Origin of the sequence: Streptosporangium sp. NPDC000396, assembly GCF_042898655.1 — a bacterium.
In the GTDB taxonomy this organism is placed as follows: domain Bacteria; phylum Actinomycetota; class Actinomycetes; order Streptosporangiales; family Streptosporangiaceae; genus Streptosporangium.
The window spans coordinates 225,519-248,256 of sequence record NZ_JBIAZA010000005.1 but is presented as its reverse complement, the minus strand read 5'-3'; the positions used below and the strand labels follow the sequence as shown (position 1 = coordinate 248,256).

Sequence of the window (22,738 nt, the reverse complement as noted above, 5' to 3'; positions counted from 1 at the left end):
TCTCGCGCGCTGGACCGCTGGATCAGACCTGGCCGGCCTTCTCCAGGGCGGAGCAGCAGGTGTTCACGATGAGGCGGGTCACGTTGTAGGGGTCGACGTTGGCGTTGGGGCGACGGTCCTCGATGTAGCCCTTCTTGTCCACCTCGACCTGCCACGGGATGCGGACCGAGGCGCCGCGGTCGGAGACGCCGTAGCTGAACTTGTCCCACGGGGCGGTCTCGTGGTGGCCGGTGAGACGGTCCTCGATGCCGGAGCCGTAGTGCTTGACGTGCTCCAGGGCGTTCTCGGCGAGGGCCTCACAGGCGGTGATGATCGGGTCGTAGCCCTCGCGCATCGCCTTGGTGGAGAAGTTGGTGTGCGCGCCGGCGCCGTTCCAGTCGCCCTTCACCGGCTTGGCGTCGAGCGTGGCGGCGATGTTGAAGTCCTCGGCGACGCGGTAGAGCAGCCAGCGGGCGATCCACAGGTGGTCGGAGACCTCCACCGGGCCCGCCGGGCCAACCTGGAACTCCCACTGGCCGGGCATGACCTCGGCGTTGATGCCGGAGATCGCCAGACCGGCCTCCAGGCACAGGTCGAGGTGCTTCTCGACGACCTCGCGGCCGAAGACCTCGTCGGCGCCGACGCCGCAGTAGTAACCACCCTGCGGGGCGGGGAAGCCGCCGATCGGGAAGCCGAGCGGGCGGCCCTCCTTGAAGAAGGTGTACTCCTGCTCGATGCCGAACCACGACTCCTGGTCGGCGAACCGCTCGGCCACCGCGACGGCGGCGGCGCGGGTGTTGCTGGAGTGCGGGGTCATGTCGATGTCGAGGACCTCGCAGAGCACCAGCACGTTGTCGCCGCCGCGGATGGGGTCCGGGCAGGTGAACACCGGCTTGAGCACGCGGTCGGAGGAGGAGCCGTCGGCCTGGTTGGTGCTGGATCCGTCGAAGCCCCAGATCGGGAGCTCGGCACCGTCGGCCAGGATCTTCGTCTTCGAACGGAGCTTGGCGGTCGGCTGGGTGCCGTCGATCCAGATGTATTCAGCCTTGAAGGTCATCGGCGGAGTCCTTGAGGAGAGGGATCTACTGCCCTCATAGAGTTGCAACCCGCCATTTCGCATCTGTTGCCCATATGTGAACGTGATGTTACTTAAGTCCGTTTGTCCAGGCAGATGCCGTACGGAAAGTTTGCACAAGGCGCTTTCGGGGCTGTGAGCTGCCCAAACGCTGGGCGCGAGTGAACTCGCGGGGCGGCGGTTCCGGCGGTGACGTACGGCTCCGCCGCCCACGCGTGAGGCGCGAGCGACCTCTCGGCCTTCTGTTACCGAAGCTCGTCCCCACCGGCCTGGCCACGTCCGCCCACCCGTGGTGCGGTCGCTTCGGTGGTGCGGTCGTTGCCCGCCCACCCGACCCCTACCCGGGTCCCCGAACATCCGAAGGCCACCCCGAACACGGCGAACGTCGAAGGGTGCAACCCTGTAACCAGGGTGGTGGATGCTGTAACCCGAGGGATAGACGGATGCCATGGGTCATAGGCCGAGTAGTTACCGTCGACGCGGATCCCCGCCAGGCCTGGCGGCGGGGTCCCTCCAGGTTCCGCGCCGCCACGCCTGTTCTATCGAGCATCCACGCAATCACCGTTACCTGAAATGTGATCAAATGCGGGCACAGGTCAGGCAGCCGTGGCCTTGTGGCCACGGCGTTCCCCGGTTTCCCGGGGTTCCCGCTTCACTGCCGACAGCCCACCCGGGTGGGTCTTACACCGGCTCCACGGGCGTTTCGCGTCTCCCCGCAACTCTGGGCGACGTCGTGCTCATACCGGGCCGCCAGCGCGGCCAGGTTGCGTGCGGCGTTGACATCCCGGTCCAGGACCAGACCGCAGGCGATACACGCGTAGGTGCGTTCCGCCAGGGCGAGCTTGGCTTTCACCGCGCCACATGCCGAGCACGTCTTACTGGAGGCGAACCAGCGGTCGGCCACTACCAGCCGCCCGCCCCTCCAGGTGGTCTTGTAGGCGAGCTGGCGGCGCACCTCGGCCATGCCGGCATCGGCGACGGCGCGGGCCAGGCGGCGGTTGGCCAGCATCCCGGCCACGTGGAGGTCTTCGACCACGACCGTGCCGTAGGCGGCGGCCAGCCGGCTGGTGAGCTGGTGCAGGCCGTCGCGCCGCCGGCCGGCCACCCGCGCGTGCGCCTTACCGAGTGCCGCCTTGGTCGTGCGCCAGCGGGCCGACGCCTCGCGCCGGCCCCCGCCCGGGGTGCGGGGGCCCTGGCGGCGGGCCAGTTCCCTGTTCAGTCTGCGCAGCTTGCGCAGCGCCGCCCAGTGGTGCTTGGGGTTGTCGATCGTCTCGCCGGTGGACAGCACCGCCAGCGCCGTGACCCCGAGATCCACCCCGACCACGGCATCCGGCCGGGCCGGGGCGCGGTCGGCCCGGTCGATTGCGCAGGTGAACGCGACGAACCACCGGCCGCCCTGGTGCCGGATGGTGGCCGACAGGATCCGCCCCGTGCCGCGTTCCAGGTGCCGGGCGAGCTTGCGGGTGGATTCGGCGGTGCGGATGGTGCCCAGCCGGGGCAGCGTCACATGGCGCCGGTCGGCCTCCAGGCGGATGACACCGGTGGTGAACCGGCACGACAGGATGGTGCGGTGCTTGGACTTGAACCGGGGAAACCCGGGAGGTTTGCCCGTCCGGGTCCCGGCGCGGGAGGCGGCCCAGTTCTTCAACGCCCGTGCCAGCCCGTCCAGGCCGGAGTTGTAGGCCTCCTTGGAGTTGTCCGCCCACCATGGCGCGACCGCGCCCTTGGCGGTGTTCCACGCCCGGCGCAGCGCGGGCAGCGACCAGGGCGCCTCGGTCAGCAGTTCCTCGGGCATCCCATAGGTCTTCTCCGCCTCCCGCTGGGACAGGGCGGCCTTGACCAGGGCCAGAGCCCAGTTGAAGGCGAACCGCACCGCACCGCAGTGCGACGCCAGCGCGCCCTCTTGCGTGGGCGTGGGGTCAAGGGCGTACCGGTACGCCTGGACGACCTTCACGAGGTCTGGCGATCAGCGGCTTGGGCGGCGGTGACCGACGCCACCACGGCCAGTCCGGCACCGGTGGCGAAACAGGTCAGGCGGGCTATCTGCCGGTCCAGGTCGGCGCGCTGATCGTGGGAAGACACCCGCGCGTACAGCGCGGCCCCGCCCGGGCTCCCGGCGGCCGGAGCGTCCACGACGATCGTGCCGGTGGGCAGACGGCGGGCCGGGACAGGCATTTTGCCTTCCCGGAACCATCGGTAAGTGGTCTGCGGGTGAATGCCCTGCGACCGCGCCCACTCGGCAAGCTTCACGCACCCATTGAACACGCGTTCGCTTACGTTCGCTCACGTTTTAGTGAACAGTTCCCGACCCCCTGTGAGCGTCGCCTCCCGACAGCGCTGTGCAGTTCTCGCATGATGCTTTCCCAGGATGGCATGCGCGCATGTGACGGCGCATCGGGATCGAACAGGACCCGCACGCCCATCTCTCGCAAGACATCGAGACTGCGGCCGAAAGCGAGATGCCTGGCAAGGGCGTCCTTGAGCAGCGGTACGGCCAAGATCGGAACGCCGAAGCCCATCACCTCGCACAGTAGTCCGACCGCGAACGTATCCGCGATGCCGTTGGCCCACTTGTTGATGGTGTTGAACGTCGCCGGAGCCACGATCACCGCGTCGGCGGGGGGCAGCCCCTTGGGGTCGCCGGGCATGCGGTAGGCGCTGCGGATCTGATCACCGGTCAGCCGCTCCAGCTTTGGAGCGTCGACGAAGCGCGCGCCCATCGGCGTGGTGACCACATGTACCTGCCATCCGGCTTCCTGAGCGAGCGCCACCAAAGCCTGAAGGTCGGCAGCCGCAGGTGCGGCGCACGCGACCACATACAGAACCCCGCGCGTCTCTCCGGGAGCCTCCATACGGCATGATCCTAACCAGCCTCACTCGAAGAGGAAGCGTGCTGGTGGTTCTGGAAGTGTGCGTGCCCTTCTTGCCTGTCACTCGAGCCGCATGAGCCGTACGCCTTGATGATCTTCTGTGAGGGTTACGGGACTGGAGGCTCTCCAACTTGGTCCATGGGCCAACTTGATCCCAAAGAGGCCGCGCGGGTGGGGTCGCGGCTTCCTTCTATGACTCCGGCCCGGCGTTCTCGGCTGGGTCGATTCCGAAGAGGCGGGCGGAGACGGATTCGTGGGCGAGGCGGCGCATGATGTCGAGGATCCGGCCGTGCACGATGGTGCCGACGACCAGGGCTTCGACCGCCGCCTCGCGGGGGCCGTCGAGGGGGATGGTGTTGATCTCGTGTTCGGCGACGAGATTGACGGCGGCCTCGGCGTAGGGGCGCAGGGCGTCGCCGGTGGCGGGCAGGCCGAGCCGGTCGAGGGTGAGGATGGTCTGGGCGAGCTCGTCGCGGGTGGGCGCCTCGGGGTCGACCTGCCAGCCGAGGTCGTCGATGAGGCGGTCGGCCTCGGCACGGGCGCGCTGCCAGTCCTCGTCGCCGGGGTGGGAGTCGATCTCGGGGGCGATGGCGTAGTGGGCGGTGCCGAGCACGTGGTGCATGCTGAGGTTCTCGTCGTCCACGGCGGCGAGCACCTTGCGGATGGACGCGATGGACAGCCGTCCCACCTCCAGCAGCGCGCGAATCAGCCGCAACCGGCGCACATGGCTCTCGCCATACTCCGCCCTGGTGGCCGCGGTCTGCTCCCCGGCGGGAAGCAGGCCTTCGCGCAGGTAGTACTTGATCGTCGGAATGGGGACGCCCGACGCGGCGCTGAGCTGGGATATCCGCATTGTTGGATAGTACAGCTAACTAACCGGGGAGGGTCACCCGAGTGAGTGAGACGCGATCCTCCTGGTGGAGGATGATCCATGAACGACTGGTCTCTTAGAGTCTTTGGTCGTAGGAGCCAACACGGGGGGAAGTTTCGGTGCTCAGATTCTCCGATACGAGTGACTTCACGGGAGAGAACCTCACCCAGGCCCTGGAGGATTACCTGTCCCGCTGGGCCGAGCGGTCCGGCATCGTGGTCGAGACGTGGGCCCTGCCCGCCACGGCCGTGCCCCGTGATCTCGCTCGGGCGGTGTACGCGACGGTCGTGGAGGCCCTGGCCAACGTCGAACGGCACAGCGGCGCCGAACATGTCTCCGTCGCGGTCACGCTGGGCGCCGGTGGCCTGCGGATGACCGTCAGCGACGACGGCACCGGGTTCGCCGAGGATCGGCCGGGCCGCTCCGAGGGGAGGGGGCTGACCGGCATGCGGGCCTGTTTCGCCGAGGTGGGCGGCACGCTCACGATCAACAGCGTTCAGGGAGGCGGAACCACGATCACGGGCGCCGTCCCGCTGTGAGCCCGGCCGCTCATGTGCTTCCTCGGAGCGAGGGACGGACGTCGATGACCGTCATTCCCGCGGCGAGCGCGGCGGTCACTCCCTCGTCGGTGTCCTCGTAGGCGACGCAGGTATGGGGGGCGACGCCCAGGAGCCGTGCCGCGAGCAGATAGACATCGGGGGCGGGCTTGCCGTACCGGACGTCGTCCCTGGTGACCACGGCGTCGAAGAGCGGGCGCAGGCCGGTGGCGCGCAGGGTCCCCTCCACCGCCTCGCGCCTCCCTCCGGAGGCGACGGCCATCGGCACCCGGCCCCGGTGCGCCTCGGCGACGGCGGTCACCTGCGGGTGGGGGGTGACGGTGTGGATCAGCCATTGATAGGTGTCCAGTGCCGCCGCCCGGATCGCGGAGTGGTCCAGCTCGGCGCCGGTCTCGATCTCCAGCTCGGTCAGTAGCCGGTCGCCGGACAGTCCGGTGCGCGCCCGGTACCACGCCGGGTCGAGTTCCACCTGCCAGTCCGCCAGGGCCGTCCGCCACGCGGTCTCGTTGGCGGAGGCGGTGTCGACGAGGGTGCCGTCGCAGTCGAAGACGAGGGCGCTATAGGGCGCGACGGGCTGGAGTCGTTGATCGAACATGATCGCCTAACGCGTGACTGCAAGTGATCTTCACTAAGACTATCGCCGAACATACCGAGCAAGCGCTTGCCTAAGAAGCATGGGCGCGTTAGCGTGACGGGCGACGGCCGTGATCCGGAAGGCGATCGGATGGCGAGGAACATCCCGGCCGCCGCACCCGCGTGACCGGGCTTCCGCAGGGCGTCGCCGAGGACGCCGGGCGATGAGGTCCTCACACGGAACGCCGCCCGCCCCACGGCGACCGGCGGCCCACGAGCGTCGCTCGCCGGAGTAGATCGCGCCCTGCTTCGGCGGGCGACACCAACCGCTGTCAGGAGTCGCATGCGGGACAAGGCGGCCATCGCCGGGATCGGGATGACGACCCTGACACGCGAGTCGGGCAGGACCGAGCTGGAGCTCGCGGTCGAGGCGTCCCGGCTCGCGCTGGCCGACGCCCGCCTGGAGGCGGAGGCGATCGACGCGGTCCTGAGCTACCACATGAACGACTCCGCCCCGGTGGTCCAGGTCTCCAGGGCGCTGCGGATCGAGAAGCTGGGCTGGCACAACGACATCACCGGCGGCGGCACCCAGGCGGCGTCCATCCTGGGTGACGCGGCGATGCTGATCTCCGCCGGTCTCGCGCGCAACGTGCTGGTCTACCGGGCGCTGAACGGCCGCTCCGGCAGGCGCATGAACACCGTCTCCACCGGCCCGCAGGAACGCTTCACCGTCCCCTACGGCATGGCCGGGCCGATCCCGATGTTCGCCCTGGCCGCCCAGCGCTACCTGCACGAGACCGCCCTCACCGAGGAACACCTGCACGCGGTCGTCGCCCAGTCCCGCGACAACGCCGCGGCCAACCCCCGCGCCCTGCGCCGCGACCCGCTGTCCCTGCGGGACTATCTCGCCAGGCCGTACGTCTGCTCGCCGCTGCGGACCGTGGACTGCTGCCAGGAGACCGATGGCGCCTGCGCGCTGGTGATCCGTGACGCGCGGCTCGCACCCGACGCCCCCCGGATCCACAGCGTGGTCAGGGGAGGCGGCCCCGGCTGCTCGTCCATGGACCGCTCACCCGATGTGAGCGCGATCTTCTCCGGGTACGTCGCCCCGATGCTGTGGGAGGCCTCGGGCATGGGCCCGGAAGACGTGGACGTCGCGCTGCTCTACGACGCCTACTCCTGGCTGGTGCCCCGGCAGCTGGAGGACTTCGGCCTGGTCGCCCGGGCGGACCTCGGCGAGTTCCTGCTCAAGCGCCGCCACGCCACGGTCAACCCGCACGGCGGACTGCTGTCGGAGGGGTACGTGCACGGGCTGAACAACGTGGCGCAGGCCGTACGGGAGCTCAGGGCGGGACGGCGGACGGCGCTGGTGACCGGGTTCGGCGGCAGCTACGGCAGCGCCGCGCTGCTGACCCGTTAGTGTCATGCGCCTGAAATTCGTCGGCAATATGTGGCTCGCGCCAGCCAGTCGCCCAGCTGGGTGGTGAAGTCAGCCGGGCAGGTGAACGACCGGCCAGGCAGAAACGAGGTTTCCAGATAGCCATTGGCCCGCTCGACCAGGCCCTGGCCTCTGGATCGGCCGGGCTGCATTGGATGACCCTGATGCGGCGCGCCCCTCACCCGGTTCCGCTCAGAGCACGGGCCCGTAGTCCGCGACGGTCTGGACGAAGGCGCGGATCAGCGGGGTTTCCGAGGTGGTACGCCAGACGAGGGCCCACTCGCAGGATGGGGCGTCACGGATGGGCACGAAGACCAGGCTGGGCCAGGGATAGAAGTCGGCCGCCTCGCCCGCGACACCGGCGACGCTCTGGCCGGAGGCGACCACGCTCAGCACCTCCTGCAAGGTGGAGACCTGCTGCCCCCGGGGAATGGGCCGGCCCGAGGGGGTGTGGTAGGGGGCGAGGGTCGCCTCCATGTAGGCCGGGATCGACCTGCCCGTCACCATGGGGCAGTCAGCGAGATCTTCCAGGCAGATCGAATCGCGCTCGGCGTAGGGATGGGAGGGGGCGACCATCAACATCACCGGCGAGGTGTGCGTCACCGGGCCGACGGCCAGGTCGGGCTCACGGACCGGTAGCCACAGTAACGCCACATCGACCTCTCCTGATCGCAGCAGGTCCAGCGGAGACGGCGGCTGGATCTCGCGATGCCGGAGGCGGGCACCCGGATGGAGGGTCTGGAACAGCTCGAGGGCACCGCCCATGACCTGGGAGTGCGGGCCCATCGTGCCCAGCGTCAGCGTCCCCGAAGTGCCGTGGACGATCTGGACCGCGGCCTCAACCCCGGCTGTGATCTGCCGGTATCCGGCACCGAGGTCGCGCTGGAGCTGCCGGCCGAGCGGAGTGAGTCGCACGGTGCGGGTACTGCGGTCGAACAGGGGCGCGCCGATGCGGCGTTCCTGCTTTTTGATCGCCTGGCTGACCCGAGCGGGGGTGATGTGGAGCCGCTCGGCGGTCCGGCCGAAGTGCAGCTCTTCGGCCAGGGTCAAAAAGATCTCGATGTCCCGCAGCTCCATCGTCCCTCCTGGATTGTGAATCTATCGCTAAACGGTGTATTACCGAGATTGTTATTGTTGAGGTGACAGATTCGGTCGAAGCTGGAGAAGGCGAACGTGCCGACTCCGGGCGCTTCGGTCGCCGGTACCGCTTCGGCCTGCCGGCCGCGCACGTCACCGCCAACCAGCAGTACGGCCGCGAGCATGTTGGAGCCGGCCGAGTTGACCGGAAAGAGCCACAGCCTGGAACGCGTGATCTTCTTTTCCGATGCCGTCATCGCGATCATGCTCACGCTGCCGGCCATCGAGTTGCCCATACCGGAGGTCCATGACCCATGTAGCTGTGGGAGGGCCTCGCGGCACACGGCTCGCAGTACATCGCGTTCCTGATCTCGTTCTTCGTGATCGCCGCCACGTGGACCGCGCACCACATGCTCTTCGTTCACGTCAGCCGCACCAACCCGCCCCTCATCACGCTGAACCTCATGGCCCTGTTCGGCTACGTGCTGATCCCCTGGGCGAGCAAGACGCTCGGCGAGGTGCCCAACGGGGCAGGAGTGGTCGTCTACTCGGCGGCCATGGCGTTCCTGGGCGGCACCATGCTCCTCATCGTTCGACACGTCGTACGCTCCGGGCTCCTGGACCCCGGTGCCCCACGCGGCGTCATCAGCGGGATCCGGATTCGGGCATTTCAGGCATATTTCCGGCATCGTCGGAGCCGTATCCCGGGGTGCTGCCGCCGAACGCGCCGAGCGGGTTCTGCACGTTCTGGCGAGCGGAACCTAACGTGGCACTTTCCTGCGGTATGCGGCAATCGCCACCTCAAGGGCGAAGACGGCATATCCGCAGGTCACGCTCAAACCTGCCCATGGCGGGAGCGGGTAATAGCCCCCCAGCAGTGACGGGTCCACGTCCACATGCGCGAACGTGGGGACGCTCTGCGTGATCGCGAACCCGGCGGCGGGGGTGATCATCAGCAGCCATGGCGCCAGACCCGCGGTCGCCAGCAGGTAGGGCACGACGACCAGCGCGATGGCCAGCCCGATGGCGACGACGGCCCGCTTGACCAGCGCGGCCAGGCCCAGAGCCAGCACGGCGGCGGCCGCGGTCAGCGCCGCGTAGCCGACGATCACCCGCAGTTCGGTACCCAGGGTGATCGGCTGGATCGGGTTCTGATTGGCACGCAACATCGCCAGGCCAGCAGGGACCACGGCCCCCGAGGTCACCAGCCCCGCCACGAACGCGACCACGCCGACCACCGCGGCCTTGGCCGCCAGCAGCCGCGCTGGATGCGGCTCGGCCGGCGGGCTGGTCCTGATCAGTCCGCGCCGATGTTCCGTTGTGAAGAACGTGACCGCCGCCACGAGCATCGGGATCAGTCCCACGGCCCCGCCGATCAGCATGAGGTCGGCGCGTAGACCGCCCTCTACCGTGGCGGGCCCGATGTCACCGCTCCCGGTCACGATGAGCTTGTCGCCGGACTCGACGACCCCGCCCGGGTGATGCGGGGTCTTGCCGTCGGACTCCATGACGACGCCGACGTCGTCGCGGCGCCACGAACCGTTTGCGTCCTGCAGCGTGATCTGGTCGAAGGTGGCGGTGGCCTGGGCGAAGGCTTGCGCCATGTCCCACAAAGCGCCTGGCGAGGTGGCGAACAGCCCGATCTCGACCGTCTCCGGCAGCCCGGTCAACTTGACCGTGCCGACCTCGGTCCACGTTTTGCCGTCGTCTGACTCGTAGCCGGTGATGGTGTCGCCCGACCTGGTCAGCCGCAGCCACTGCGGGCCATTGTGAGGACCGCCGGGCACGTCGTGGATGTAGTTGTACTGCATCCGCACGCCGTGATCTCCGGTGAGCATGACGGCGGCATACGGTGTGCCCTGCTTGAGGCTCTGCCTGACCAGGAGGCCGGCCTTCGCCCACGGCACCATCCCCTCCTTGATGTTGCGCACCCCGGGTACGGCGTCCGGCAGCCGGATCTGCCCGGTCATCTCCGACACGCGGGCGGTGATGCTGCCGTTCCCCTTGAGCGGCTGGTGCACGAAGTAGTACTTGTCCATCACCGCCGTGCCGTCGGGACCCACCAAAGGCGCGGGGCAGGGGCCCTCCCCCTTCCCAGTCACGCAGGCGCTGTGGGCGCCCCCGGCGATCAGCAGTCCGAGCGACACGGTGACCAGCACGGAGGCCGCCATGGCGAGCACCCAGCCCCGCGCGGAGCGGAACTTGGTCCACTCCGCGCGCAGCATCTGAGCGAAGCCGTCCCGCCCGGCCCGCCGGCTGGATTGGTGAGGCGTGAATGAACTCATGCCGACGGTTGTACGCGGCACCCGGTTCCAGCCGGGTCGCAGCCGCTGCGACCCGGCTGCGACCGGGGACCTGGCATCGTTGACCCATGGCACCTCGACCCGGCGGCCGGTTCGACCGCCCCGCCCGCACGACGACCGGCGGTGAGTGGCGGTGAGGGTCCTCGTCGTCGAGGACTTCGAGGTCCTCGCCCGCTCCATCGGAACCGGGCTGCGCCGCGAGGGCATGGCCGTCGACGTCGTCCTGGACGGAACCGCCGCCCTCGACCGCCTGGCCGCCACCCGCTACGACGTGGTGATCCTCGACCGCGACCTGCCCGGCGTCCACGGGGACGAGATCTGCCGGCGACTGGCCCACGGCCGCTGTGAGACCCGCGTGCTGATGCTCACCGCCTCCGGCACGATCGAGGACCGCGTCGACGGGCTCAGCCTCGGCGCCGACGACTACCTGCCCAAGCCTTTCGCGTTCGCCGAACTGGTCGCCCGCGTCCGTGCCCTGGCCCGCCGCGCCGCCCCGCCGCTACCGCCGACCCTGGCATGCGGGGACATCACCCTCGATCCAGCCCGCCGTATCGCGTTCCGGGCCGGCCGGCGCCTTGAGCTGAGCCCCAGGGAGTTCGCCCTGCTCGAATGCCTGCTCGCCGTACCCGGCCTGGTCATCTCCGCCGAGGAACTGCTCGAGCGCGTCTGGGACGAGGCCGCCGACCCCTTCAGCAGCGCCGTCAAGCACACCATGCACCGGTTACGGGCCAAACTCGGCGACCCGCCCGTGATCGAGACCATCCGCGAAGGCGGCTACCGCATCGGATCGTCATGACCTCCCAGCAGCTCGCCAGAAAGTCCCTGCAGACGCGGCTCGCGCTCGCCTATGCGGCGGGCATCTATGCCGCCGGAGTCCTCGTGCTCCTATTCGTCGCCGTCCCGCTCGCCAGCATCAATGCGGCCACACCCATAGGCCACCCCTCATCGAGTGCGATCATCGAAACCGGGCCCGGGATCAGCCTGCCCCAACTCCTCACGGGATCCGCCGTCGCCCTGATCCTTCTGATTCCCGTCGCGCTGGCCCTCGGCTGGTTCGTCTCCGGCCGGTTCCTGCGCCCGCTGCGCGCCATCACCGCCACCGCCAAAATCATCTCCGCCGGAAACCTCCACCGGCGCCTTGACCTCGGCGAGCCCATGGACGAGCTGACCGAACTCGGCCACACCCTCGATGACCTGTTCGCCCGCCTTCAAGCCTCTTTCGACGCCCAACGCCACTTCGTTGCCAATGCCTCCCACGAGCTGCGCACCCCTCTCGCCGGCCTGCGCACCCTCCTTGAAGTCGCCCTCGCCGACCCCGATGCCGACACCGACACCCTGCGCTCGGCCTGCCAGGAGGCCCTCGCTCTCGGCGGACACCAGGAGCGGCTCGTCCAAGCACTGCTCGCCCTGGCCACCAGCGAGCGCGGCGTCACCCGCTGGGACACCCTCGACCTCGCCCGCATCGTCGAAGGAGTGCTCGCCTCCCGCCGCGACCAAGCAACACAGAAAGGCGTTGGCCTCGCCGAACACCTAACGCCCGCAGTGACGGTCGGGGACCCGAGACTGATCGAAAGCCTCGTCGCCAACCTCATCGACAACGCCATCCGCCACAACCACCCAGACGGGCACGTAAAGATCACCACGCAGACCTCCGGCACGCAGGTGGCCCTTACGGTCACCAATAGCGGGCCGGTCATCCCCGACAACCAGATCCAGCGCCTCTTTCAACCCTTCCAGAAACTGGCGTCCGATCGTCACGGCCGTCGCGACGGCTACGGCCTCGGCCTCGCCATCGTCAACGCCGTCACTCAAGCTCACCGCGCCACCCTCACCACCAGCGCACGCCCCGAAGGCGGCTTGTCCATCACCGTGCAGTTCGCGCGTGCATCTCATCCGAACCATCCGTAACTCAGGGGGCGACTGCGCAAGGGCGGCACCCTGCCGCCCGCATCGAAGCGCTGCTCGCCGCGGAGACCACCCTCGCCGCCCGCTACACCAGCCCATGAGAGTCTGGTAGGGGAGCCCTCAAGAGCGGGCGAGGCCGTCCACCTGTGGGAGTGGCGAGCGCGGTGAGCAGGGCCGGCTCGCCTCGAATGCGACCGCGTCCGCTGGCTCGCCGCACTCAGGCGGCCAGCTCGATGTCAGTGAAGTCGATCTCCTTCAGCAGCGGGTCGAACGGGTCGGGCCGGCGGTGCAGGTCGTCGGTGGCGTAGGCACCGAAGTGGCTGATGTGGGCGCGCAGGTAGGGCGCGATCTGGCCGAGCTGGTCAGCGGTGATCTGCCAGCCTTCGGTGACCAACTGCCGCACGATGTCGGAGATGTCCAGGGCGTTGTGGAAGACGACCAGGTTGGCCAGCAGGGTGTTGAACTTGATCAGTTTCTCCTGCTCTTCGGGGTCGTTGTCGGCCAGCACCCCGCCGAACCTCAGCCATTTAGCGAAGCCGTTGTAGGACTCGACCTTGTCGGTCGCTGCGGTCACGCGCGCCCGCAGCGCCGGGTTGGCCAGATAGCGCAGCATTATGCAGCTCACATAGGATCGGTCACCGCCTCGTCGTGCAGGCGCAGCATGAGGAGCGCGTGCGCCACGGTTCCGCCCGCCCGTACGGCGGCGGCCACGAAGGCGGTCTCCGCGAGTTCCTCGGCGGTGACACCGGCGTCGCGCGCCTGGCGGGTGTGGGTGTCGATGCAGTAGTCGCACTGTGTGGTCAGCGCGACCCCGAGGGCGATCATCTCGCGGTAGCGGAGCGGCACGACCCCGTCGGACCGGCCGGCGGCGTGGTGGAGCTCAAGGAACGCCGACGACTCGACGGGAGCCAGCTCCCGGAGACGGGGGATCATGTTCATGTCGGAAGGGTGTTTGTAGCACATGTCCTGATCAAATCCCGTGCGTGCGGGGCACGTCCAAGTCCGTCTCCGACCGGGTGGGAAAGCTGTTGATATCGTCCCTGCATGGACCTCCGGCGACTGGCGTATTTCGTGGCCGTCGCCGAGGAGGGCAACGTGGGGCGGGCGGCTCGCCGGCTGCACATGTCGCAGCCGCCCCTGAGCCAGCGCATCCGCGAACTCGAATCCGAGCTGGGCTGCGCCCTGTTCCAGCGGACGCCAACCGGGATGCGCCTGACCCGGCCAGGTGAGGTCCTGCTCGGCGAGGCTCGGGAGCTGCTGTCCAGAGTCGACACCGCGCGCGAGAAGGTGCGTGCCGCAGCGGGCGCGCAGCGTCTCGTGGTCGGTGTGCTCGGGCCCGGCGAGCAGGCGCTGTCGGCGCGGGTCGCCCTGAACTTCCGGCGTGCCCATCCCGAGGCACGGGTCGAGCTCCACCAGGGCGGGTTCTCCGACCCGACGATGGGACTCGCCGCGGGTGTCGTCGATCTCGCGGTCAGCTGGGCTCCGTTCGACACCACGGGCCTGGTCGTGCAGGAGGTGGCCGAGGAGCCGTGCGTCGCCGTGCTGCCCGTCGGCCACCCCCTGTCCGAGGCCGAGGCCGTACGGCTCGCGGACCTCGCCTCGTGCTCGTGGGTGCGGCTCCCGGCGGAGGCGGACACGCGGTGGCGGGCGTTCTGGCAGCCGGTCGGTGACGGCACTGGCTCCGAGGTCCGTTCCGTCGACGAATGCCTGCACGCCGTGCTGTGGGACGGAGCCGTGGCAATGGTCCCCTCCCGGGTCACCCGGCATCCCCCCACGGAGGGCGTGGTGTTCCGCCCCATCGTGGACGCCCCGCCGAGCCGGATGGTCCTCACATGGCGCAGGAGCGACGCCTCGCCTCTCGTGACGGCGTACGTCCGCCTGTTCGCGGAGGTTCATCGAGCGGCGCCGCGACCGGAGCGCTGAGTCCTGTCCTAGGGGCGGCGGCGCGGGCGGCGCCGGGGCCGAGAGGTCGCCGGAATTCTTGGGGTTCGCGCGAAATGATGGCATTCCCACAGACATGGAAGGGGTGTCCGCACACCGAACCGACAAGGGAGACCAGCCATGGGGACCGCCCGTGGGTAACGACCGGCTGGCCAGATTCGAGACCGCTTACGCGGAGACGTACGACCAGATAACCGCCTATGCCGCGCGCCGCTGCGACTCGCCGCAGGACGCGGCGGACGTCGTGGCCGAGACCTTCGCCGTCGCCTGGCGCCGGGTGGAGGAACTGCCGCAGGGGGACGAGGCCAGGTTGTGGCTGTACGGCGTGGCACGCAACGTGCTGGCCAACCACCGCCGTGGCGAGATCCGCCGCCAGGCGCGCAGCGCCGAGCTCGACCTGGAGATGGCCGACCTCTACGGCCGCTCGCCCGACAGCGGTGTCGAGCTGAGCACGATCGGCCAGGTGTTCCGGAGCCTCTCCGGCGACGACCGCGAACTGCTGTCGCTGGTCGCCTGGGAAGGCCTGGAACGCGAGGAGATCGCGAAGGTGCTGGGAGTGTCACGCAACGCCGTACGCATCAGGCTTCACCGCGCCCGCAAGCGCTTCTCACGCGCGCTCGCCCAGGCCGGCGTCCTGTTCGAGACAGAGAGCCGGATGGTTCCGGCGGGGAGGTCACTGTGAGGAACATCGACGACCTGGTGAGACCGCTGGCAAGGGTCGAACCCGGGAAGCCGGGAGGCCGCTCGTCCGGCGCGGGGGCGCGGGCGCTGCTGGCCTCGATCACGGCCGAGGAACCGGACATGGCCGTGGAGAGGCCGCGCCGGGCGCGTGTGTACGGCCCGCGGAGGCTCGTCCTGGGGCTGGCCGCCGCGGCCGCGCTCGCCACGGGCGTCGTCGTCGGCCCAAGCCTGCTGGAGGACGGCCGGGGCGTGGCGACCTCCTACGCCAGCACGGAGATCGACATCCGGCTGGAGGGTGACGAGTACGTCGCCCGGATCAAGGACCCCTACGCCGACCACGAGAAATACAGCAAGGCGTTCAAGGCGGTCGGCCTGGACGTCGAGGTGAGCGTGGCCCCCGTCTCGCCGAGAGCCGTCGGTCAAGTGGTCTCGGGAAGCGCGGACAACGGGTCCGGAACGGGCAGTTGGACCGCGGGGACGGAGGACGCGGAAGGGAAAGAGTGCAAGGCGGGGGAGGAGGGGTGCTTCCTGCTGCTCCGCATTCCGGCCGACATGAAGGAGGCTTGGTTCAAGCTGGGACGTCAGGCCGAGCCTGGTGAGGCTTACCAGAACGCCGGTGACGCCACCGCCGAAGGCGAGGAGCTGGCCGGGGTCAAGGTGCGCGGCCGCTCGGTTGGGAAGGTCATGGCCGAGGTGCGCAAGCGCGGCCTGACGGCCGAGTTCACCCTCGTGGTGCCGCAAGACAATGAGGGGCACGGAGAGGAGCCCCTGACAGCCGAGCAGGCCGGCGACGACTGGACCGTCTGGGACGCCGTCCCGGTCAAGGCCGGGACGGTACGGCTGATGGTCACTCGCGAGCACCTGGACCACAACCCGCTCTACGCTCCGGACTCCCCGCCGGAGTCCTGAGAGGTCGCGTCCGGGCCGGAGCCGGTCCGGCACGTCCGGTGAGGGTCGCGGCTGTTTCCGGTGGCCGATCTACGGGCGGTGCCGGAGCGCGGTGAAGGCCGCATGACTGACCCCCGCCTCGCCCGGCGTGACGATCTGGCTCGCGGCGAGCCACGCCGCGGCTCCCGCCCCGTCGCCCGCGACGACGACGGGCACGCCCCACCGCTGTTCCAGAAGGTCCCGTACGGCATGCCGTACGGGACCTTCGCTCGTCAGGACGCTTCCGGCGAGCACGATGGGGGAGTGGTCGCCGGGGACGCGGACTTCGGCCGCGGTGGCCGCGAGCCTCCTGGCCGCCTCGGCGACGATGCTCAGGGCCGCCGGATCGCCGCGTTCGGCGGCCCGGCTGACCAGGGGCGCCAGCTCGGCGAGGGCCAGGGGAGGCCGTGCCTGGACGGCCGTCGCCAGGAGGTCGACCGGCTCCCGCCCGGGAACCGGGACGCCGGGTAGGCCGAGCAGATGCTCCACCACCGACCGGACGAGCAGACCCGCGGCGCCGCCGTGCCGCGCGTCTTCGGCATCCGCCTCAGAGGCCCCGCACGCCGCCGGGGCGAAGCCGGTGGGGGCGGGCGCGGTGGTGCGGTGGGGTGGTGTGCCGGTGGGGGTGATCATCCGGTGGGGTGACGCGGGGGCGGGGGTGGGGGCGGTGACTTCGTGGGGTGGTGCGGTGGCGGGGGTGGTTGCCGTGTGGGGGTCGTGTGGTGTGCCGGTGGTCGCGAGGGTTCGGATGGTGAGCTTGGCGGCGGCGCGGCCGATCCAGAAGGCCGAGCCCTCGTCGCCGAGCTGCCAGCCGTAGCCGTCGGCCAGGTCGGCCTGCCGGTTGGCGATAATTTTTGCCGCTATGGCGCCCGTTCCGGCGATCAGCACGGTGCCGTGGGGTTCCGCCGTACCGGCGGCGAAGGCCACCGCGACGTCGCCGATCACCTGGGGTTCGACGACCAGCCCGGTTTCGGACCAGGCCGCGTCGAAGATCGCGCGGGCGGCGGGATCTCTGAGCACCCCGCATCCGGCCATGCCCACCACCGCCGCCCTGACCTGCGACGGGTCCACCCCGGCCAGGGCGGACCGCACGGCGCCCCCGATGTTCGCGCAGGCTTCGCGCACTCCTTGCGCCGCCGGGTTTCCACCGCCCGCGCGGCCGTGCGCGACCCGGGAGCCAGTGGGGGAGGCGATCACGACACGGGACGATGTGCCTCCGGCGTCGACGCCGAGAACCAGACTCATGGCGAAAATTATTGTCGTTAACCCTTGACTAGGCTAGAGGGTGAGCATAATTTTCACCGCAGAAATGAGAGGGGTGGCAGTGGAACTGCTGAGCCGGGTACGCGCCGGGCTGGATGAGATGCCAGAGGCGCTGCGGCGGGTCGCGGAATTGATCATCAGTGATCCGGCCGAGGCCGCGCGGTCGACGATCGTCGATCTGGCGGAGCGCAGCGGCACGAGCACCGCGACGATCACCCGGTTCTGCCGGGCCTTCGGGTTCGGCGGATACGCCGAGCTGCGCGTGGCGCTCGCCACCGAGACCGGCCGGGCGGCGCAGGCCCACTGGGAGACCGACATCGGCGGGGAGATCCTGCCCGACGACGGGCTCGGCCGGGTGCTCAACGTGGTCGCCAACAACGACACCCGGCTCATCCAGGAGACCGCGAGCCAGCTCGATCTGGACGTCGTGGAGAAGGTCGCTCAGGCGATCGTCCGAGCCGGACGGGTCGTGCTGTTCGGGGTGTCGAGCAGCGCGGCCGTGGCCAGCGAGATGGAATACCGGCTGCAGCGCATCCGCGTCCCCTGCTGGGGCCGATCGGACGCGCACAGCGCGCTGACCGACGCGGCGCTGCTGCGCGAGGGCGACGTAGCGATCGGCATCTCGCACAGCGGCCGGACCCGCGAGGTGATCGAGGTCCTCGCCGAGGCGGCCAGCCACGGGGCGACCACCGTCGCCGTCACCTCGCACCCCAGGTCACCACTCGCCGAGGTGGCCGAGCTGGTGATCACCACCGCGAGCCGGGAGACCACCTTCCGGGCCGAGGGCTTCGCCGCGATCCACTCCCAGCTTCTCGTCCTCGACGTGGTCTACGTCGCCGTCGCCCAGCGCACCCACGAGCGCACGAAGGAGGCGTTCGACCTGACCGTCAGAGCCGTCGAGAGCCACCGCATGCCCGAAGAGGCTCCCCCCAGACGAAGGAGAACCGACCAGTGAGCGACAGCACCGCCGACCTCATGGCGCCGTCGTGCGGAGACGGTACGGCACGACCGAAGACCGTCGGCGCCGAGGTCTACGCCGGGGTGGTGGGCGACCTGGTCCGCAGGGTCCCGGTGACCCAGGCCGAGGCCGTACGCCGCGCCTCCGGAATGTTCACCGCCGCGCTGGAACGCGGCGGTGTCATCCAGGCCTTCGGCTCCGGCCACTCCGAGGCCGTAGCCATGGAGATCGCCGGCCGGGCGGGCGGGCTGGTGCCGACCAACCGTCTCACCCTGCGCGACATCGTCCTGTACGGCGGAGCACCGGCATCCGAGCTCGACCGCTATGACCTGGAGCGTGACCCCACGGTCGCCCACCGGATCTACGAGCTGGCCCCGATCTCCCCCCAGGACCTGTTCGTCGTCATCTCCAGCTCCGGCGTCAACGGCGTCGTCGTGGAGCTGGCCACGATCGTCAAGGAACGCGGTCACGACCTGATCGCCATCACCTCCCTCGCGCACAGCCGCGCCGTGCCGTCCCGTCACCCCTCGGGACGCAAGCTCTACGAGCTCGCCGACGTCGTCCTCGACAACGAGGCCCCCTACGGTGACTCGGTGATCCCGCTGCCCGGCGGCGGTGCGGTGGGCGCCGTCTCCACCATCACCTCCGCGTTGCTCGCCCAGCTCGTGGTCGCCGAGGTCGTGCGCCACGCCCTGGAAGCCGGCCAGACCCCGCCGCTCTACCTGTCGGCCAACGTCCCCGAGGGGGACGCCCACAACCTCGCCCTCGAAGCCCGCTACGCCGGTCGCATCCGCCGCGGGGGATGACCCCGAATCACGGGGCCGACCTTAAGTCGCCGGGCTGCCCCTGACCCACGGGGCTGACCCGCGTCCCAGGGCTGACTCGTATCCCGGGACTGACCCCGCATCCCGGGACTGACCCCGCATCACGAGGCCGACCCCGCATCACGAGGCCGACATCGACCCGCTGACCTCAGGCTCCCGCGTCGTCCGGACGCCTGATCGTTCACCCCCTGACCTGCTCAAAGCTCAAAGGCTGTGTTCGCCATGCCGCAAAATGTGTTCCCCCTGCCGCAGAACGCCCCGCCGTCCGCCAGGCCGTACACCACTCCCTCCCGCCGTGAGCTCCTCCGCGGAGCCGCCGCTCTCATCGCCCTCGGCCCGCTCGCGGGCTGCGCCACCGCCGGCGGTTCCCCCTCCGGGGGCGCCACGGCCTCCGCCGGGCCGGTCACCAAGGACAACCCGCTCGGCGTGGTCGCCAAGGACCCGCTGGAAGTCGTCATCTTCAAGGGCGGTTACGGCGACGACTACGCCAAGTTCGCCGGCCGGCTCTACACCGAGCGCCACGCCGGGGCGCGGATCACCCACGCGGGCATGCAGAACGTCGGCCAGGTCATGCAGCCCCGCCTGGTCGCCGGGGACCCGCCGGACGTCATCGACAACACCGGCGCGGGCCGCCTCGACCTGGCCACCCTGGTCGCCGACAAGCAGCTGCGGGACCTGACGCCGCTGCTCGACGCGCCCTCGCCGGACGACCCGGCCGTGAAGGTGCGCGACACGCTGCTGCCGGGCGTGGTCGCCGGTGGGTCGTACGACGGCACGCCGTACGTGCTGGACTTCGTCTACACGGTCTGGGGCCTGTGGTACAGCTCCTCGCTGTTCGCCAAGCACGGCTGGACGTATCCGCGGACCTGGGCGGAGATGCTCACTCTTGGCGACGAGATCAAGAAGGAGGGCATCGCTCCCTGGACCTATCAGGGGAAGTTCCCCGAATACATGAACGACCCGCTGCTCACCATGGCCGCCAAGGCCGGGGGCATGGAAATGGTCGCGGCCATCGACAACCTCCAGCCCGGCGCCTGGCGGCACGAGGGAGTCAAGGCCGCGCTGGAGGCGTTCGCCGAGCTGGCCGGCCGCGGGCACATCCTGAAGGGCTCGGAGGCCCTGTCCCACACCGAGGCGCAGACCGCCTGGTGTCAGGGGAAGGCGGCCTTCATCCCGTGCGGGTCGTGGCTGGAGAGCGAGCAGGCCAAGGTCACCCCGGCCGGGTTCGACATGGTCGTGGGCGCGACCCCGCGCCTGTCGGAGTCCGACAAACTCCCCGCCGGCGCGATCCAGGCCGCGGCGAGCGAGTCGTTCGTGGTCCCGGCCCAGGCCAAGAACCCCGCCGGAGGCCAGGAGTATCTGCGGCTGCTGCTGTCCAGGCAGTCGGTACGCAAGTTCGCCGAGCTCACCAGTGCCATGCCCGTGGTCAAGGGAGCGCTCGAAGGCCTCACCCTGTCCAGCGGCCTGGCCTCGGTGGGCAAGCTGGTCGGCGCGGCCGGGCAGGACGCCTTCGCCTACCGCTTCCGCACCTGGTACGCCCCGCTGGCCAAGGCCGTCGACGACGCCACCGGCGAGCTCCTCACCCGCCGTATCGACCCCGGGCAGTGGACCGACCGGGTCCAGAAAGCCGCCGACGCGGTGGCCAAGGACTCCACGATCAAGAAGTACCGGCGATCATGAGACACGGACGGCGGCGGTTCGTCGCCGCGTTCCTGGCGATCCCGTTGGTGCTCTACACCGTCCTGGTGCTCTCGCCGTACGCGCAGTCGTTCTACCTGTCGCTGACCGACTGGCGCGGGGTGTCGGCGCGGGCGGAGTTCGTCGGGCTCGACAACTTCGCCCGGCTGCTGGAGGACCCGCAGATGTGGGCGGGGCTCAGGAACAACGGGATCATGCTGCTGGTCGTGCCGGCCGCGACGATCCTGCTGGCGCTGTTCTTCGCCACCATGCTCAACCTGGGCAGAGGCACACGGGGGGTGCGCGGGGCAGAGATCTACAAGGTCGTCTACTTCTTTCCGCAACTGCTGTCGGTCGCGGTCCTCGGCGTTCTGTGGCAGTTCGTCTACACGCCCAACTCCGGGCTGCTCAACGGGATTCTCGAAGCGGTGGGCATCGAGGGGCGGTCCTGGCTCGCGGATCCGGGAACGGCGCTGTGGGCGGTGATGGCGGTCATCGTGTGGAGCTCGGTCGGGTTCTACGTGGTGCTGTTCAACGCCGCGATGCAGTCGATCCCCCGCGAAATCCTGGAGGCGGCGCTGGTGGACGGCGCCGACCGGCTCACCACCTTCCGCAGGATCGTGCTGCCGCTGGTGCGGGACAACATCCAGGTCGCCTTCATCTATCTCGGCATCGCCGCGCTCGACGGGTTCGCGATCGTGCAGATCATGACCGTCGGCCCCGGCGGCCCGGACGGCGCGACCGAGGTTCTGGGCCTTGGCCTGTACCGCAACGCCTTCACCTACGGGAAGTTCGGCTATGCCTCGGCCCTGGGGGTGGTGCTGTTCTTTCTCACCCTGACCCTCGCGGTCCTCGTTCTGCGCGGTTCCCGTCGCGACCGGCTGGAGATGGCCTGATGACCCTTACCGAGGCGAGGCCCGTTCCGGTGACCCGCGCGCCGCACCGGCACCCCGAGGCCGATGGGAGGCGATGGGGCGGGCTGGTCCACGTGCTGCTCGCCGGTTGGGCGGCGGCGGTCACGCTGCCGCTGCTGTGGGCCGTGGCCGGTTCGTTCAAGACCGACAAGGAGATCCTCACCGGTCCGTGGGCCCTGCCCGATCGGCCTCACCCGGAGAACTGGGCCCGAGCCTGGACCGAAGCCTCAATAGGCCGATATTTCCTGAACTCGGTAGTTGTGGTCGGCGGGGCCGTCGCGCTCACCATGATGCTCGGCGCGATGGTCGCCTACGTGCTGGCCAGGTACGAGTTCCGGGGCAACCGGCTGATCTACTACCTGTTCGTCGCGGGCATGGCCTTTCCGATCTTCCTGGCACTGGTGCCGCTGTTCTTCGTGGTCCGGCAGCTCGGCCTGCTCGGCACCCACCTCGGCCTGATCCTCGTCTACACCGCCTACGCGTTGCCGTTCACGGTCTTCTTCCTCACCGCGTTCTTCCGCACGCTGCCCTCGTCGGTCGCCGAGGCGGCGTTCCTGGACGGCTGCTCGCACAGCGGCGTGTTCTTCCGGGTCATGCTGCCGATGGCCAGGCCGGGGATGGTCAGCGTGGCCATCTTCAACTTCCTGGGCCTGTGGAACCAGTATCTGCTCCCGCTCGTGCTCAACCCGTCGGAAGAGGACTACGTGCTGGCTCAGGGGCTGGCCGCGCTCGCCGTACGGCAGGGCTACGCCAGCGACTGGAGCGGCCTGTTCGCCGGGCTGACCATCTCGATGCTGCCCGTCCTCGCGGCCTATGTGATCTTCCAGCGCCGGATCACAGCCGGTCTCACCGCCGGTGCCGTGCGCTGACCTTCGTCGGGGAACCCACTAGAGAAAGAGATCGAA

24 protein-coding genes and 2 pseudogenes are annotated in these 22,738 nt (G+C 69.7%); 13 read left to right on the top strand and 13 right to left on the bottom strand.

The window, feature by feature from the left end; all coding sequences use genetic code 11:
• Positions 1–22: 22 nt before the first annotated feature.
• From glnII to ACFY2X_RS10510, 5 genes and pseudogenes are all read right to left on the bottom strand, one after another.
• Positions 23–1,036, bottom strand: coding sequence for a glutamine synthetase (glnII, locus tag ACFY2X_RS10530; RefSeq protein ID WP_389935451.1), 1,014 nt, complete (start codon positions 1,034–1,036; stop codon positions 23–25).
• A 670-nt stretch (positions 1,037–1,706) separates the two neighbouring features.
• Entirely contained in the window at positions 1,707–3,008 is a 1,302-nt protein-coding gene (gene tnpB / locus ACFY2X_RS10525; RefSeq protein WP_389935447.1) for an IS607 family element RNA-guided endonuclease TnpB, read from the bottom strand.
• Positions 3,009–3,040: 32 nt separating this feature from the next.
• Positions 3,041–3,304, bottom strand: a pseudogene (locus ACFY2X_RS10520) (recombinase family protein); the annotation flags it as partial.
• A 23-nt stretch (positions 3,305–3,327) separates the two neighbouring features.
• Positions 3,328–3,906 carry a flavoprotein gene (locus tag ACFY2X_RS10515; protein WP_389935444.1) on the bottom strand — a complete coding sequence of 193 codons (579 nt, stop codon included), beginning with the start codon at positions 3,904–3,906 and terminating at the stop codon, positions 3,328–3,330.
• 208 nt (positions 3,907–4,114) lie between these two features.
• Positions 4,115–4,777: a MerR family transcriptional regulator gene (locus tag ACFY2X_RS10510; protein ID WP_389935442.1), complete on the bottom strand. Its 663-nt coding sequence runs from the start codon at positions 4,775–4,777 to the stop codon at positions 4,115–4,117.
• Positions 4,778–4,914: 137 nt separating this feature from the next.
• Here ACFY2X_RS10510 and ACFY2X_RS10505 point away from each other — a divergent pair, with 137 nt between their 5' ends.
• Positions 4,915–5,334, top strand: coding sequence for a sensor histidine kinase (locus ACFY2X_RS10505; protein ID WP_389935438.1), 420 nt, complete (start codon positions 4,915–4,917; stop codon positions 5,332–5,334).
• A gap of 10 nt (positions 5,335–5,344) precedes the next feature.
• Here ACFY2X_RS10505 and ACFY2X_RS10500 read toward each other — a convergent pair whose 3' ends face one another.
• A complete protein-coding gene (locus tag ACFY2X_RS10500; protein ID WP_389935434.1) occupies positions 5,345–5,947 on the bottom strand; it encodes an HAD family hydrolase in 603 nt (200 codons plus the stop codon).
• Between the two features lie 321 nt (positions 5,948–6,268).
• Between ACFY2X_RS10500 and ACFY2X_RS10495 the strand changes: the two genes are divergently transcribed.
• Positions 6,269–7,345: an acetyl-CoA acetyltransferase gene (locus tag ACFY2X_RS10495; protein WP_389935431.1), complete on the top strand. Its 1,077-nt coding sequence runs from the start codon at positions 6,269–6,271 to the stop codon at positions 7,343–7,345.
• A gap of 17 nt (positions 7,346–7,362) precedes the next feature.
• Here ACFY2X_RS10495 and ACFY2X_RS10490 read toward each other — a convergent pair.
• From ACFY2X_RS10490 to ACFY2X_RS10480, 3 genes and pseudogenes are all read right to left on the bottom strand, one after another.
• Positions 7,363–7,541, bottom strand: a pseudogene (locus ACFY2X_RS10490) (IS21 family transposase); the annotation flags it as partial.
• Positions 7,542–7,555: 14 nt separating this feature from the next.
• Complete coding sequence (locus ACFY2X_RS10485) at positions 7,556–8,440, bottom strand: LysR family transcriptional regulator (RefSeq protein WP_389935428.1); 885 nt, start codon at positions 8,438–8,440, stop codon at positions 7,556–7,558.
• Positions 8,410–8,736: a hypothetical protein gene (locus ACFY2X_RS10480; RefSeq protein WP_389935425.1), complete on the bottom strand. Its 327-nt coding sequence runs from the start codon at positions 8,734–8,736 to the stop codon at positions 8,410–8,412. The genes ACFY2X_RS10485 and ACFY2X_RS10480 overlap by 31 nt, the downstream gene beginning before the upstream one ends.
• 84 nt (positions 8,737–8,820) lie before the next feature.
• Between ACFY2X_RS10480 and ACFY2X_RS10475 the strand changes: the two genes are divergently transcribed.
• The gene (locus ACFY2X_RS10475; RefSeq protein WP_389935422.1) at positions 8,821–9,321 is read left to right on the top strand and encodes a hypothetical protein; all 501 of its coding nucleotides are present in this window, start codon (positions 8,821–8,823) and stop codon (positions 9,319–9,321) included.
• Here ACFY2X_RS10475 and ACFY2X_RS10470 read toward each other — a convergent pair.
• Positions 9,202–10,725 carry a hypothetical protein gene (locus ACFY2X_RS10470; RefSeq protein ID WP_389935419.1) on the bottom strand — a complete coding sequence of 508 codons (1,524 nt, stop codon included), beginning with the start codon at positions 10,723–10,725 and terminating at the stop codon, positions 9,202–9,204. The two genes, ACFY2X_RS10475 and ACFY2X_RS10470, sit on opposite strands and share 120 nt — an antisense overlap.
• Before the next feature lie 151 nt (positions 10,726–10,876).
• Between ACFY2X_RS10470 and ACFY2X_RS10465 the strand changes: the two genes are divergently transcribed.
• Positions 10,877–11,539 carry a response regulator transcription factor gene (locus ACFY2X_RS10465; protein ID WP_389935416.1) on the top strand — a complete coding sequence of 221 codons (663 nt, stop codon included), beginning with the start codon at positions 10,877–10,879 and terminating at the stop codon, positions 11,537–11,539.
• A complete protein-coding gene (locus ACFY2X_RS10460) occupies positions 11,536–12,651 on the top strand; it encodes a sensor histidine kinase (protein ID WP_389935413.1) in 1,116 nt (371 codons plus the stop codon). Before ACFY2X_RS10465 ends, ACFY2X_RS10460 begins: the two co-directional genes overlap by 4 nt.
• A gap of 214 nt (positions 12,652–12,865) precedes the next feature.
• Here the strand turns inward: ACFY2X_RS10460 and ACFY2X_RS10455 are convergent, their stop codons facing one another.
• A complete protein-coding gene (locus ACFY2X_RS10455; RefSeq protein ID WP_389935410.1) occupies positions 12,866–13,273 on the bottom strand; it encodes a Tn3 family transposase in 408 nt (135 codons plus the stop codon).
• Positions 13,270–13,587, bottom strand: a complete 318-nt coding sequence (locus ACFY2X_RS10450; protein ID WP_389935407.1) for a carboxymuconolactone decarboxylase family protein — start codon at positions 13,585–13,587, stop codon at positions 13,270–13,272. The genes ACFY2X_RS10455 and ACFY2X_RS10450 overlap by 4 nt, the downstream gene beginning before the upstream one ends.
• Before the next feature lie 105 nt (positions 13,588–13,692).
• On the opposite strand from ACFY2X_RS10450, the gene ACFY2X_RS10445 reads away from it, so the two are divergent.
• The 3 genes from ACFY2X_RS10445 to ACFY2X_RS10435 all read left to right on the top strand — a co-directional run bounded on the left by ACFY2X_RS10445 (position 13,693) and on the right by ACFY2X_RS10435 (position 16,179).
• Positions 13,693–14,571, top strand: coding sequence for a LysR family transcriptional regulator (locus ACFY2X_RS10445; RefSeq protein WP_389935404.1), 879 nt, complete (start codon positions 13,693–13,695; stop codon positions 14,569–14,571).
• 151 nt (positions 14,572–14,722) lie between these two features.
• Positions 14,723–15,271: an RNA polymerase sigma factor gene (locus ACFY2X_RS10440; protein WP_389935401.1), complete on the top strand. Its 549-nt coding sequence runs from the start codon at positions 14,723–14,725 to the stop codon at positions 15,269–15,271.
• Positions 15,268–16,179 (top strand): hypothetical protein, encoded by a 912-nt coding sequence (locus ACFY2X_RS10435; RefSeq protein WP_389935398.1) that lies wholly within the window; start codon positions 15,268–15,270, stop codon positions 16,177–16,179. Before ACFY2X_RS10440 ends, ACFY2X_RS10435 begins: the two co-directional genes overlap by 4 nt.
• A gap of 69 nt (positions 16,180–16,248) precedes the next feature.
• Here ACFY2X_RS10435 and ACFY2X_RS10430 read toward each other — a convergent pair whose 3' ends face one another.
• Positions 16,249–17,442, bottom strand: coding sequence for an N-acetylglucosamine kinase (locus ACFY2X_RS10430; RefSeq protein WP_389935395.1), 1,194 nt, complete (start codon positions 17,440–17,442; stop codon positions 16,249–16,251).
• 64 nt (positions 17,443–17,506) lie between these two features.
• On the opposite strand from ACFY2X_RS10430, the gene ACFY2X_RS10425 reads away from it, so the two are divergent.
• The 5 genes from ACFY2X_RS10425 to ACFY2X_RS10405 all read left to right on the top strand — a co-directional run bounded on the left by ACFY2X_RS10425 (position 17,507) and on the right by ACFY2X_RS10405 (position 22,702).
• Positions 17,507–18,415 carry a MurR/RpiR family transcriptional regulator gene (locus tag ACFY2X_RS10425; protein ID WP_389935392.1) on the top strand — a complete coding sequence of 303 codons (909 nt, stop codon included), beginning with the start codon at positions 17,507–17,509 and terminating at the stop codon, positions 18,413–18,415.
• On the top strand, positions 18,412–19,224 hold the full coding sequence (locus ACFY2X_RS10420; RefSeq protein ID WP_389935389.1) for a sugar isomerase domain-containing protein: 813 nt from the start codon (positions 18,412–18,414) through the stop codon (positions 19,222–19,224). The genes ACFY2X_RS10425 and ACFY2X_RS10420 overlap by 4 nt, the downstream gene beginning before the upstream one ends.
• A 240-nt stretch (positions 19,225–19,464) precedes the next feature.
• Positions 19,465–20,922, top strand: a complete 1,458-nt coding sequence (gene ngcE, locus ACFY2X_RS10415) for an N-acetylglucosamine/diacetylchitobiose ABC transporter substrate-binding protein (RefSeq protein WP_389935385.1) — start codon at positions 19,465–19,467, stop codon at positions 20,920–20,922.
• Positions 20,919–21,815: a carbohydrate ABC transporter permease gene (locus ACFY2X_RS10410; protein ID WP_389935382.1), complete on the top strand. Its 897-nt coding sequence runs from the start codon at positions 20,919–20,921 to the stop codon at positions 21,813–21,815. Before ngcE ends, ACFY2X_RS10410 begins: the two co-directional genes overlap by 4 nt.
• Positions 21,815–22,702: a carbohydrate ABC transporter permease gene (locus tag ACFY2X_RS10405; protein WP_389935378.1), complete on the top strand. Its 888-nt coding sequence runs from the start codon at positions 21,815–21,817 to the stop codon at positions 22,700–22,702. Before ACFY2X_RS10410 ends, ACFY2X_RS10405 begins: the two co-directional genes overlap by 1 nt.
• Positions 22,703–22,738 lie beyond the last annotated feature (36 nt).